The sequence below is a fragment of the Gracilibacillus phocaeensis genome, from assembly GCF_900626275.1.
Lineage (GTDB): Bacteria > Bacillota > Bacilli > Bacillales > Amphibacillaceae > Gracilibacillus > Gracilibacillus timonensis.
Window position 1 is genome coordinate 268,391 of record NZ_LR131145.1, and the last position, 12,583, is coordinate 280,973.

Below are 12,583 nucleotides of genomic sequence, written 5' to 3' on the forward strand. Positions count from 1 at the left end.
AAAGGTGTGTTAAGGTTGGAACAAGTTTCAAATAAAAAAAGCTACCAAAAAAAGATATTAGCATCTTCCATGCTTGGTTTGGGATTAGAAGGCATGGATATCATGTTTCTCTCTTTTGTTTTAAGCTCTATTATCACTGAATTTGGGATTTCGTCGGCAGCAGGTGGATCGATTGCTTCCATCACCAATATCGGTATGCTGGTTGGTGGGGTCACCTTTGGAATCCTTGCTGATAAATATGGAAGAATCCGTATATTCACTTATACCATATTCCTATTTTCCATTGCTACCGCTCTGATGGCCTTTGCAGATAATATTTATATGATCTATCTGCTGCGCTTTTTGGCAGGAGTCGGCGGTGGCGGCGAATTTGGCATTGGTATGGCGCTTGTAGCGGAAGTTTTTTCTAAAGAGCGACGTGGCCGAATGACATCATGGGTTACGATCGGCGGGCAAATGGGTGCTGTGGCCGCTGCCATTTTAGCAGCTATTATCATTCCCCTATTTGGCTGGAGAGCCTTGTTTATTGTTGGGATACTACCGGTCCTTTTAATCTTTTATGTACGCAGAAACTTAGGGGAAACCGAGGAATGGAAACAAGCACAAACGAAAATTAAACAAGGGGAAAAGAAAGGGAGCTCTCTTGCCAAACTATTTAGTTCTCCTAAAGTAGCGTACACAACGATAGCGCTGACGATTATGTCTACCGTACAAGTCGCTGGCTACTTTGGCTTAATGAACTGGCTTCCGTCTATCTTACAAGACCAGCTTGGTTTGAGTGTTTCCGGATCGTCCCTTTGGATGATCAGTACCATCATCGGGATGTGTGCTGGCATGCTGTTGTTTGGGCAGATACTAGATAGGTTTGGGGCGAAAACCTCGTACGGTATTTTTCTCGTTGCATCAGCTGCCTCCGTTTTTCTATATGTCTTTGCCCAAAGCGCCATTGCAATATTAATTGGCGGGGCGATTGTTGGTTTTTTCGCCAATGGAATGAATGCAGGTTATGGCGCCTTAATTAGCAGCTTTTATGCGGCTGAAGTGAGAAGTACCGCCAATAACACCATTTTTAATACCGGCAGGGCATTAGGTGGTTTATCCCCGATTGCGATCGGTTTTTTCTTGGATAAATACGGAATTACAGCGGCGATGTCCTTTTTAGCCGTTCTATATCTGATTTCTCTTGTGATTATCCTGACCTTACAAGGCATTCCCTTAAAGGGGAATCGAAATAAGGAAAAAAGGGAATTTTAGTGTACGATAAAATGGGAGAGTGACCACTCGCGTCACTCTCCCACCATACGGTTACCCTTTAAAAGCTTGACGATACACCTCTGCCAGTTCTGTTACTAACGGCAGCTTAGGATTTGCTGTTGTACATTGATCCTCAAAGGCACGGTCCGCAAGATAATCTACCTTTTTATCGAATTCTTTTTTATCGACTCCGTTTTCGGCAATGCTCATTGGAATATCCAATTCGTGAGCTAGCTGGTAGATGGCCTGCACTAAGCTCTCTACGCCTTGTTCCGTTGTTGCTGCTGGCAACCCTAACACTCTTGCAATCTCTGCATAGCGTTTGTCTGCGATAAAGTGCTCATATTTAGGGAATGACACAAATTTCGTTGGTTTCTTGGCATTATAGCGAATCACATGCGGCAAGAGAATGGCATTGGCACGTCCGTGTGCGATATGATACTCTGCCCCCAATTTATGAGCAAGACTATGGTTAATGCCTAGAAATGCATTGGCAAACGCCATCCCCGCAATCGCAGAAGCATTGTGCATTTTTTCTCTTGCTAAGGCATTGTTACCATCACGATAAGCTTGTGGTAAATATTCAAATACCAGTTGAATCGCTTTGATCGCCAGTCCATCGGTATAATCATTTGCCATATTAGATACATAAGACTCAATCGCATGGGTTAGTACGTCCATTCCTGTGTCGGCTGTGATCGTTTTTGGCATGGTCATGACAAATTGTGGATCAATAATCGCTACATCAGGTGTTAACTCATACTCTGCTAATGGATATTTGATATTGTTTTCTTTATCTGTAATAACAGAGAAAGAGGTCACTTCAGAACCCGTACCAGATGTTGTCGGAATCGCTACAAATTGCGCTTGCTTACCTAGTTTTGGATATTTATAGACTCGTTTACGAATATCCAAAAACTTTTGCTTTAGTCCATTAAAATCGGTGTCTGGGTATTCATGGAATAACCACATTCCTTTAGCGGCGTCCATCGCTGAACCTCCACCAAGGGAAATAATCACATCAGGCTGGAAGGCATCCATGGCTGCTGCCCCTCGCATGACGGTATCCTTTGATGGATCTGCCTCCACGTCAGAGAAAATCTCACAATGTACGTAATCCGGACGTCGACGCAAGTAATAAAGAACCTTGTCTACATAACCTAGTTGGACCATCATTGGATCGGTGACAATAAACGCTTTTGAAATATCAGGCATTTTCGCTAAATATTGCACGGCATTTTTTTCAAAATAGATTTTCGGTGGCACTTTAAACCATTGCATATTGACATTCCTTCTCGCCATTTTTTTTACGTTAATTAAGTGAGTTGCCCCTACATTCGTAGATACAGAGTTGCCGCCATAAGAACCACATCCAAGTGTAAGAGATGGCATATAAGCATTATAAATATCCCCGATCGCACCTTGAGAAGATGGTGCATTGACAATGATACGACCCGCTTTCATTCTTCTTCCAAAGGCATTCAAAACGGCTTGATCGTCGGAATGGATAACGGCAGAGTGACCTAAACCGCCAAATTCCAGCATTTCTTCTGCACGCTGTAGCCCTTCCTCGGTACTGTTTACTTTATAGGCAGCCAACACAGGACTCAATTTCTCACGAGAAAGCGGATGGTCTGGACCTACACCAGTTAGTTCCGCGACGAGGATCTTGGTATCCTCAGGCACCTTCACCCCAGCCAGTTCGGCAATTTTTGCTGCCTTCATACCGACAATCGAAGGATTAACGGCACAAGCGTCTACATTGATCACCAGTTTTTCCACTTTTGACTTTTCTTCTGGTGTTAGGAAATAGACATTGTTATCGATCATTTCCTGTTTTACTTGTTGATAGATAGCCTTATCCACTATCATTGCTTGCTCTGAGGCACAAACCATTCCATTATCAAAGGTTTTGGATAAAATCAGATCATTCACGGCCCGTTTGACATTAACCGATTTTTCGATATAGCAAGGCACATTACCTGCACCCACTCCTAATGCTGGTTTTCCAGAACTGTATGCTGATTTAACCATGCCAGGACCGCCTGTAGCCAAAATGGTTGCTACGCCGTCATGCTTCATTAATCCCTGTGTCGCATCAATCGATGGCTTCTCCACCCACTGAATGCAATTTCTTGGCGCCCCAGCCTTTACGGCTGCCTCATGCACGATTCTAGCTGCTTCCGAGCTGCATTTTTGTGCGGATGGATGAAAAGCAAAGATAATCGGATTTCCTGTTTTAATGGCAATTAATGATTTGAATAAGGTGGTAGAAGTTGGATTGGTTACCGGCGTTACCCCAGCAATTACCCCTATTGGCTCTGCAATTTCCACCATACCTTCTTGTTCATTCTCGCTTATCACTCCAATCGTTTTATCATACTTGATATTGTGATAGACATATTCCGTTGCAAAAATATTCTTGATGATTTTGTCCTCATAGACACCACGTCCTGTTTCTTCTACGGCTAATTTGGCTAGCTGCATGTGCTGGTCCAATCCTGCAAGCGCCATTTCTTTCACAATATAGTCCACTTGTTCTTGATCTAACTGCCTCATTCCTGCTAGTGCTGTCTGTGCGTTTTTCACCAGTTTGTCAATGCTTTCTTCCACGGTTACTGCCTGTTTTTCCTTCTCTTTGGTAATCATCGTATTTCCTCCTTGAAAAAAGATTGTGAAATAATGAGCATAAACTTTCAAAAAATAAAATGCTAGCCAATGACTGGGTGACGGGGTACTTTGACAAAAGATACATCCTTAATGACACGTGTGTTAGGCTTTATCACCACCGTGTAATTTTTGGTCCAAATATAATGTGGTATATCATCGTTTTCATCCAAACACATGGCCTCGAATACGTCGCCGATTTGCTGTTCAAAATTTTCCTGCGTGTATAATTCGGCATCGGTACTAAATTCTTTCCACTCATTCAGAATCATATTGGATCACCCCTTTATATTTCTTGATTTCATCATAACACGTTTTTTTCGGTTTGCGAGCCTCGTTTTGTTACAAGTTTGTGAAATGTTTCACAAATAGAAAGCGTTTTATTTTTGAAAACAAGAATGGGATGAGTCGAACCCATCCCATTAATCTTCTCCAATTTTCTTATCTTGTTTTTTCGGTAATCTACCGGCTCGCTTGGCAGACTCCCTCAGTAAAAACTCGACATGGCTGTTGACACTGCGGAATTCATCCTTTGACCATCGCTGTAAAATGTCATAGAGTTCTGGATCGATACGTAAAGGAAAGTTTTTTTTCTTAGCCATTGCGGCACCTACTTATTGATAAAGAGTTCCTGTATTAATCACAGGTTGCGTTCCTCGATCCGAAACGATCGCAACGAGTAGATTATTGATCATCGCCACCCGGCGTTCTTCGTCTAAGTCTACTACATTATCTGTCTCCAAACGGGCAATCGCATCTTGTGCCATACCAACCGCTCCTTGGACAATTAGCTTACGAGCGGAGATAATCGCACTTGCTTGCTGACGTTGCAGCATGGCTTGGGCAATCTCGGTGGAATAAGCCAAATGAGTCAGACGGACCTCATCGACTTCGACTCCAGCAATGTCAAGACGTTGTTGCAACTCTGTTGTTAGCTCCCCCGATACCAGATCTGCATTTCCACGCAGGGTTCGCTCATTCTCAGAAAAGGAATCATATGGATACGTAGTCGCCACAGCACGGATAGCTGTTTCACTTTGAATCTCGACAAACTGCTTGTAATTATCAACCTCAAAAACCGCCTTGGCCGCATCCGTAACCTTAAAAACTACAACTGCGGCAATCTCAATAGGGTTCCCATTGATATCATTGACTTTAAGACGGTTACTATTAAAGTTACGCACCCGTAATGAAATCGTTCGTCGTACTGAAAATGGCACCGTCACCACGATTCCTTCCTGTCTTACCGTTCCCATATACTTCCCGAGAAAAATGACCACCACGGACTGGTTTGGCTGCACCAACGTAATACCACTAGCAAGAATAACTGCAATTACTGCCAGAATAATTCCCAAGACTATTTGTTCTTGGACAAAGCTAAATACACCAGCAGCAAGTAATAATATAATAAGCCCTATTCCTAATACACCGTTTATACTCCACGCCTTGCGTTCTTGCATGACATCCTCTCCTATGTACAAAGATTTTTTTGCTCCTTGGAATGCGAATTGCCTATTATTTGTTTCGAAAATCTGGATGTATATTTCCAAAAAGAGGATTCCTACAATAAAGCAGAATACCTCAACAAAATCATCCGGTCAAAGATATAAAATGCTCAGCTCAAAAGCTAATAAATATAGACTATAGCGACCATATTGACAGATTCCGTCGCTGTATTATTCATTCCCTTTCAAGCTCCGAACAAATGCATATAGGACCCAGACAAAAACGCCAATGGAAAGCATCCAGATTGCAGGCATATCGTCCCTCCTTATATATCTTATTTATATTATTATGATATCACTTTTGTATTTTATTGTAAATTTATAACGTTGAAAATATTAATGAATAAATAGAAGCTAGTTCTCTTTGGTGTCATCCTGCGATCATTTCTCAAAACGTAAAAAGAATTAATCCTTGACTTTCTAACCAATAATTGCAACGCTAGAAACAATGAATCAGTTAAAGGAGAGCGACCATAATGTCTAGATTTGCCGTAATCGGTCCGGGTGCGGTGGGTGCAGTGATTGGAGAATCCCTTCAAAAAGCTGGGTATGCTGTTACCTTACTAGGAAAACAGCCTGGGAAGGTACAAGTCCATCATAACGACAACACCTCTACCACACTACCTGTTGCCCCACTTTCAGAGACGACGACAACGTTTGATTATGTATTTATTACCGTAAAAGGCACTCAGTTGGAGACGATCCTCCCCTATCTCGACCAAGTCTTGCACCGACAAACCATCTGCATTCTTTGTCAAAATGGCTATGGTCAGCTAGAACGTTTTCCCTTGCCTCACACCTATCAAGCCGTTGTCTATATTAGTGGACAAAAAAAGGGACAGGTAATCACTCATTTTCGTGATCGAACGTTGATTTTGCCTGAAAACAGTGCCACCTATGGCCTAAAAGAGGCAGTATCCAAAAGCAATCTTGATATCCAGCTGCATCGTGATTATTTGCATGATATCTGGTATAAATTGCTCGTCAATTTAGCGATCAATTCCGTCACGGCATTAAGTCAAAACACGGCAGTTATTTTGCAAGACAGAAAGATACGTACCATCTGTGAGGAATTGTTAAAAGAAGGCATCTCTATCGCCGCTGCGGAGGGAATTGATTTTAAGCCAACGATCGTCAACGAGATTATGACGATTTATGATGGTTATCCGCCCCATATGGGCACCAGCATGTATTATGACCGCATCCATCAACAGCCAATGGAAACCGATTATATTCAAGGCTATTTATATCTGAAAAGCCGAACACATGCGCTGCACACACCTTATCTCGATACAGTGTACAGCCTGCTTGTGGCAAGTGAGATATCCAAATAGCAAGAAGCTTCTCCCGCTCAGAGTTTCTGCTCCCATGATGTTTATAATTGGTTGATATAGAAAACCAAGGTGCGCACCTGATTTTTTGTTAGTAGTCAAGGTCGCTTCCTATTATTCGCATGTACACAACTAAAAACATTTTAAGAACTTAAAAGATATGCAATCTTTAACAATTTACCATATATTATTAAAAATGACATATTTCCATTACGCTTGAAAATAGCATACCTCTTTGAACCTTAAATTTCATTTTTAGGTTTAATGGGAAATTTATGGTTGAGGAGAGGAGTCTATTAAAGTATAATATGTAACTGTAAAAAATATACAGGAGAGTGATGTGATTGAAGAAATTAATAAGTTTAGTCATTCTATTCATTGCTATCTTTTTGGGTGGGTGTTCATCTCAAGCAAGTAGCAATGAGGCAAATCATGATATTCAAGGCATTGTATATGGGGACAAGATATTCGAGATTGAAAATAAGAAACAATTAGATGCCGAACTAGCAGTTAACAGCTTTTCTACAGAACAAAATAAAGTATATATGGAGTCCAAGCTATCTTACAATGGCGAAACATATGATTTACAAACAAACGGGAAAGTCTATCCTTCTTCTAATCAAATCACCGGTGGTTATCTTATAGACTTTAGTGATACGGATAAATATACTATTAAATCAGTTAAGATAGAAGAAAATGCCCCGAAGGAATTACTACTACCTATTAATTATAATACGTTAACGGAAAAAAACGTAATCAAAATGGCACTCGTGGATAATACGTCAGGTGAACTACTGTATTTTGAAGACGAATTACCGAACTTATTTTCAGTTAATCAAATAAAAAGTCTTTCTCAGGAAATGGATTTAGATCATTTTAAGAACAAAGAAGCGTTTGAAGAAAAGAGAGAACAAATTGCTACAATGGAATCATGGTTTATGCCATATCTTCATTCGAACGGATAGGTATAGTACTCGGAAAACGAAGCGCGAGATTCTTTGGACAATAACCCAGACTTGTATAGTAACGATGATTTAATAGAGACCATACCTCGCGCATATTATATGTTTGAAAATGAATCGTTAATTATTTATGACACAGATGTTTTTTATAAAGAGACGATTAATTGGCCAGCAGGTTCAGAAAACCTCCCAACAAATGCAATAGCATGGAAATGGGCGAGTAATGATCCCCAAACAATTATTGCTAATCAATCTCTAACAAGTGCTCATTTGATATCTACGAAAAGAATGCATTTGAAGGATACACAAATAAAATTCACGAAATTGATGAATCTTTTAAAGAAAATTATCAGGTATTGGAGTAAACACTATGCAAAAGAAAAATTATCTAATGGTAGCCTTAGTGCTATTGATGATAACGACTATTGCTTGTTCCTGGCTATATTACAATAATTATAAGAGCACTCAGAAACTGGTCTCTACTATTCAGACTCGATTAGCCGGAGATGTACACCAATTATTTAAGGATATAGAACCCTTAGCGGATCAAGAAAGTTATTCAAAAGATAGCCTTGTTTATTGGGAGCTTGTATGGGATGATATAGAAATACTATTACAATCCATTTATTTTTTATCTCAATATGGAGAGCTTCCTAAAGAAGAACGTAGCCAACTCCTTTCCATAGAAACAACACTAAGATCTATGGATTCCTTTTTAATTGAAACAGTTAACTCGATTAGAGCGGAGGAAGATTCCTATGAACTTAAATTTTGCAAGGAAAAAAAAGTATTTGCAATCGATTCTGATGCCAATAAAAGGTTCGAGGCCTACTATCAGTTATTAGATTTATTTGATTTCGAGGATGAAGGGGTCACTTATGAGATATTAATGGATAGCTGGGATGATAATGCAGCTAACGATTTAAACTGGTGTTATGATGGATATTAGTTTCTTTTTGAATCATTACTGTTCTTATTAAACGAAGAAGATGTTGTCCTACTTCTTAGAGGAAAACATCTTCTTTCGGATTTTATAAGTTATTATTCATCATAAATCAGAGCTCCTTCCTTTAGGTAAAGCAACCGATTTTGTTGAGATGGATTCATTTCGTCCAATAAATGCGTGCTGATAATAACGACACTATGATAAGATAAGCGCTCCAACACGCGCTGGAAGTAGAGATGCTCCTCTGTATCCGAACCAACAAACGGTTCATCTAAGATGCAGATGCTCGGTTGGTTGATAACAGTCCAAACAAGCCCGCCTCCATCTGCAGGTCGATATCCTTCAATGCTTGAAACGAACGATACTTTTTTGCAGTCCTTCTATTTTAATTGTCAATGTCCTCTCCTCCTAATGCCTTGCTATTCCTTACACGTAATGACATTTCAAATGGTTTCAGAGAATTATTTTCTTATGACAATAGAGAAGCCGAACACGTTACATACTCCCAGCCGATTCTTATGGACCCAGTAACACGATTTGCTCTCCTCAGTCCACAAGGTTCGTTCTTATGGACTCTGGAACATGATTTGCTCTCCTCAGTCCGCGAGATCCATTCTTATGGACTGTAGAACGAGATCTGCTCTCTTCAGTCCGCGAGATTCGTTCTTATGGACCCAGGAGCGCGATTTGCTCTCCTCAGTCCACGAGATTCTTATGGGAATGATCTCCAGCCCGTAAGACATACACCTTTCTCATGACAAAGTCTCAATAATACGATTATCATGCAATAATCCGATAAAGGTTTCCAATGCCTTCGTTTGAAAAGGGGATGGTGTAATGATCGAAAATTTGCGAGAAAATGGTAGCCCTTTGACAGGAATAATCTCTAAATCGCCATATCGAATCTCCTTTTGAATCGCCCATTGAGAAAGCAAGCTAATTCCCAATCCCGCTGCTACAGATTCTTTAATCGGTTGTGTACTGCTATAATGCATCAAGCGGGATGGCTGGATGTCTAACATCTCAAAAACTGTCTCTGTTGCTTCCCTCGTACCCGATCCATGTTCCCGCACAATCCACTTTTCTTGTTGCAATTCTTCTACTCCAACTGGTTTCGAACGCTTGCCTAATCGATGGCTGGGCGAGACGACAATCACCATATCATCCTCTGCAAACTCCTCGGTGATTAACTTTTGCTGGGGGAAATGACCTTCGACAATCCCAACATCCAATTGGTGACTCTCCACCAACTCGGCAATATGTTCGGTATTGCCAATCGTGACAGTCGGATCAATATCAGGATAGGTTTCCTGCATATTGGCAATAATCCGAGGAAGAACATATTCGCCAAAGGTATAACTCGCACCGATGGAGAGCGGTCCATTTGCTTGGTTCATTAGATCGTCGACCAAATGTTGCATCGTGGTATACAAACCGAGGATTTCTTTCCCATGATGATACACGATCTCCCCTGCCTTATTTAAACGGACATACTTGTTACTCCGCTCCAGTAAACGTACCCCCATACTATTTTCTAATGTACGGATGTATTGGCTAACTGCTGGCTGTGTCATATAATGCGCTGCTGCCGCCTTTGAAAAACTTTGTTTCTCGGCAACTGTTATAAAAATTTGTAAATGTTGATCCATTTCTCACTCCACCTCCTTTAATATCTATTCCTTTTATTATAACATTTTACTTATCGTAGTTATTATAATAAATTATTTTTCTTATGCATTAACTTCGCTTATGCTTAAAAAAGGAGGTGTTTAGATGACTTCATTAGCCATCAATAAACAATCCCTTATTTTTACCGGAAAATATATTGCAGGGATTGCTTTTACATTTTTGATTGCACTACTCGGCAGCTTACTGGCTATGTTCCCCGGCCTGAATCATGTCGGCCAGTTAGCCTGTGCGATTATTATTGCCGTAATCTACCGACAAGTTTTTGGCTATCCAGATATCTTACGCAAAGGGATTACCTTTTCCACGCAAAAGCTCTTGCGTTTGGCGATTATCTTATATGGATTGAAATTGAATATAGCTACCGTATTTCATGAAGGCTGGGGGTTGCTGATTCGTGATGCGTTCGTGATTGCCTTAGCGATCGGATTAACCATGTGGCTGGCCAAGGTATTTAAGGCAGATAAGAGTATTTCCCTTTTATTAGGGGTTGGAACCGGAGTTTGTGGCGCTGCTGCCATTGCGGCTGTTGCACCGATTGTCAAAGCGAAAGAGGAAGATACAGCCATTGGAGTCGGTATTATCGCATTAATGGGAACCATATTCGCGATTGTCTATACCATTTTGCGACCATTACTTCCATTAATCCCTGCCGATTATGGGATTTGGTCGGGTATCAGCTTGCACGAATTAGCTCATGTGGCAATCGCGGCAGAACCTGCTGGAGAAGATGCCTTGGCGATTGCCTTGTTAGCAAAACTAGGACGCGTGTTTTTACTGGTTCCGCTCTGCTTTCTGTTGATTTATATCATGAAGCGCAAAAATAACAGGCAGCAAGCAGGAAACAAGGTTGCTTTCCCTTGGTTTTTGCTTGGATTTATCCTAATGAGCATTTTCGGCAGTTACGTGCTGGGACATGCGATTCCGGTATCTTCAGATGTGATGGGCGCGACCGCCACTGCTACCACCTGGATTCTAACCGCCGCCATGGTTGGATTAGGTTTGAATGTCAGTCTCAAAGACTTACGTGCACGGGCGCTAAAGCCGTTGTTAGCCATGGGGATTACCTCAGTTGTTTTATCGATTGTTGCTTATTTTATGGTGTGAAATGATGGGTACTTGTTGACGTACACAATCCAAACCCATCCCAATCACATACATAAACCTCTTACCTATTGCTCATACTGATAGTGGGAGGTATGTCATTTATGAAGCCATCATTTTTCATCGCTTATTTTATTGCATTGGTGTTACCCATTGCCCAACCTATGGAGGAACCTGATCGCTTAACCATTACGCATCAAGGAGAAATAATCGCTACCATCGATCGTGAGAACTTCTCTTTACCTTTTACCGGAACTCCTTTGATAAATATGGAAAAGCTTGATCGATTAGTAGAAGAATTGGATCAACAGATTTACATGGAACCAGTGAATGCTACCATTAATGACCAAGAAGAGATCGATCCAGGACAACTGGGGTACGGATTGGACAAGAAGGCATTTAAAAAACAGTTTTATGCCTATTTTATAGAAAGTAAATCTGCCACTTTGGAAGTGCCCGTGTTGGAGATTTATCCAAAGGTGGACAGTGAATTGCTCGCCAATGTTCGAATGCAAAAAATTGGCCAGTATGTCACTTATTTCAATGCAAATAATCAAAATCGCACGCACAATATTCAACTTTCCGCAGAAGCAGTAGACAACTATGTGATCTTTCCTAACGAGATATTTTCATTTAACGAAGTAGTGGGAGAACGAACGGTCGAGCGGGGATACAAGCGTTCCACCGTCATTGTGAAAGGAGAACTGGCAGAAGATGTTGGCGGAGGAATCTGCCAAGTGTCATCCACCTTGTTTAACGCTGTTGACGGTGCGGGACTCGAAATTGTTGAACGCTATGCGCATAGCCGACGTGTCAAGTACGTTCCACCTGGACGTGATGCGACGGTAAGCTGGCACGGTCCTGATTTTCGTTTTCAAAACATGTATAATCAACCGATCCTGATTCGTTCCAAGCGTTATGAAGGAACGGTTGTGATCACTCTGCATTCATCAGATGTGATTAATTACGATTCCCGCTCTGTTCCCAAGGCACCAACAAAAATACCAGAAGAAGAGAGCGCAGGAGATTAAACGGAAAGAAATAAGAGACGATGCCTTTTTGTAAAATAATACATTTTATCTCTAGCGGCCAACCTTACACATCAAAATTCAGCGATGGTTTCTCACT

11 protein-coding genes are annotated in these 12,583 nt (G+C 41.1%); 6 read left to right on the forward strand and 5 right to left on the reverse strand.

Annotated features, from left to right (window positions below):
- Positions 1 to 69 precede the first annotated feature (69 nt).
- The gene (locus E0E32_RS17450; RefSeq protein WP_066186622.1) at positions 70 to 1,254 is read left to right on the forward strand and encodes an MFS transporter; all 1,185 of its coding nucleotides are present in this window, start codon (positions 70 to 72) and stop codon (positions 1,252 to 1,254) included.
- Positions 1,255 to 1,305: 51 nt separating this feature from the next.
- Here the strand turns inward: E0E32_RS17450 and adhE are convergent, their stop codons facing one another.
- The 4 genes from adhE to E0E32_RS17470 all read right to left on the reverse strand — a co-directional run bounded on the left by adhE (position 1,306) and on the right by E0E32_RS17470 (position 5,381).
- Positions 1,306 to 3,903 carry a bifunctional acetaldehyde-CoA/alcohol dehydrogenase gene (gene adhE / locus E0E32_RS17455; protein WP_066186415.1) on the reverse strand — a complete coding sequence of 866 codons (2,598 nt, stop codon included), beginning with the start codon at positions 3,901 to 3,903 and terminating at the stop codon, positions 1,306 to 1,308.
- Between the two features lie 62 nt (positions 3,904 to 3,965).
- On the reverse strand, positions 3,966 to 4,193 hold the full coding sequence (locus E0E32_RS17460; protein WP_066186417.1) for a hypothetical protein: 228 nt from the start codon (positions 4,191 to 4,193) through the stop codon (positions 3,966 to 3,968).
- Positions 4,194 to 4,343: 150 nt separating this feature from the next.
- Positions 4,344 to 4,523, reverse strand: coding sequence for a type II toxin-antitoxin system antitoxin (locus E0E32_RS17465; protein ID WP_066186419.1), 180 nt, complete (start codon positions 4,521 to 4,523; stop codon positions 4,344 to 4,346).
- Between the two features lie 12 nt (positions 4,524 to 4,535).
- The gene (locus E0E32_RS17470; RefSeq protein WP_066186422.1) at positions 4,536 to 5,381 is read right to left on the reverse strand and encodes an SPFH domain-containing protein; all 846 of its coding nucleotides are present in this window, start codon (positions 5,379 to 5,381) and stop codon (positions 4,536 to 4,538) included.
- 521 nt (positions 5,382 to 5,902) lie between these two features.
- Between E0E32_RS17470 and E0E32_RS17475 the strand changes: the two genes are divergently transcribed.
- From E0E32_RS17475 to E0E32_RS17485, 3 genes are all read left to right on the forward strand, one after another.
- Complete coding sequence (locus E0E32_RS17475) at positions 5,903 to 6,760, forward strand: oxidoreductase (RefSeq protein WP_066186424.1); 858 nt, start codon at positions 5,903 to 5,905, stop codon at positions 6,758 to 6,760.
- A 341-nt stretch (positions 6,761 to 7,101) separates the two neighbouring features.
- Positions 7,102 to 7,722, forward strand: a complete 621-nt coding sequence (locus E0E32_RS17480) for a hypothetical protein (protein WP_130860313.1) — start codon at positions 7,102 to 7,104, stop codon at positions 7,720 to 7,722.
- Between the two features lie 367 nt (positions 7,723 to 8,089).
- Positions 8,090 to 8,668 carry a hypothetical protein gene (locus E0E32_RS17485; protein ID WP_130860314.1) on the forward strand — a complete coding sequence of 193 codons (579 nt, stop codon included), beginning with the start codon at positions 8,090 to 8,092 and terminating at the stop codon, positions 8,666 to 8,668.
- A gap of 749 nt (positions 8,669 to 9,417) precedes the next feature.
- Here the strand turns inward: E0E32_RS17485 and E0E32_RS17490 are convergent.
- On the reverse strand, positions 9,418 to 10,314 hold the full coding sequence (locus E0E32_RS17490; protein ID WP_066186442.1) for a LysR family transcriptional regulator: 897 nt from the start codon (positions 10,312 to 10,314) through the stop codon (positions 9,418 to 9,420).
- Positions 10,315 to 10,438: 124 nt separating this feature from the next.
- On the opposite strand from E0E32_RS17490, the gene E0E32_RS17495 reads away from it, so the two are divergent.
- On the forward strand, positions 10,439 to 11,458 hold the full coding sequence (locus E0E32_RS17495) for a YeiH family protein (RefSeq protein ID WP_066186445.1): 1,020 nt from the start codon (positions 10,439 to 10,441) through the stop codon (positions 11,456 to 11,458).
- A 101-nt stretch (positions 11,459 to 11,559) separates the two neighbouring features.
- Complete coding sequence (locus tag E0E32_RS17500; RefSeq protein WP_066186451.1) at positions 11,560 to 12,486, forward strand: VanW family protein; 927 nt, start codon at positions 11,560 to 11,562, stop codon at positions 12,484 to 12,486.
- Positions 12,487 to 12,583 lie beyond the last annotated feature (97 nt).

Excerpts from the sequence above, each read along its gene's own strand:
- E0E32_RS17450 (WP_066186622.1), top strand. The coding sequence starts at position 70 with ATGCTTGGTTTGGGATTAGAAGGCATGGATATCATGTTTCTCTCTTTT.
- adhE (WP_066186415.1), bottom strand. The coding sequence starts at position 3,903 with ATGATTACCAAAGAGAAGGAAAAACAGGCAGTAACCGTGGAAGAAAGC.
- E0E32_RS17460 (WP_066186417.1), bottom strand. The coding sequence starts at position 4,193 with ATGATTCTGAATGAGTGGAAAGAATTTAGTACCGATGCCGAATTATAC.
- E0E32_RS17465 (WP_066186419.1), bottom strand. The coding sequence starts at position 4,523 with ATGGCTAAGAAAAAAAACTTTCCTTTACGTATCGATCCAGAACTCTAT.
- E0E32_RS17470 (WP_066186422.1), bottom strand. The coding sequence starts at position 5,381 with ATGCAAGAACGCAAGGCGTGGAGTATAAACGGTGTATTAGGAATAGGG.
- E0E32_RS17475 (WP_066186424.1), top strand. The coding sequence starts at position 5,903 with ATGTCTAGATTTGCCGTAATCGGTCCGGGTGCGGTGGGTGCAGTGATT.
- E0E32_RS17485 (WP_130860314.1), top strand. The coding sequence starts at position 8,090 with ATGCAAAAGAAAAATTATCTAATGGTAGCCTTAGTGCTATTGATGATA.
- E0E32_RS17490 (WP_066186442.1), bottom strand. The coding sequence starts at position 10,314 with ATGGATCAACATTTACAAATTTTTATAACAGTTGCCGAGAAACAAAGT.
- E0E32_RS17495 (WP_066186445.1), top strand. The coding sequence starts at position 10,439 with ATGACTTCATTAGCCATCAATAAACAATCCCTTATTTTTACCGGAAAA.
- E0E32_RS17500 (WP_066186451.1), top strand. The coding sequence starts at position 11,560 with ATGAAGCCATCATTTTTCATCGCTTATTTTATTGCATTGGTGTTACCC.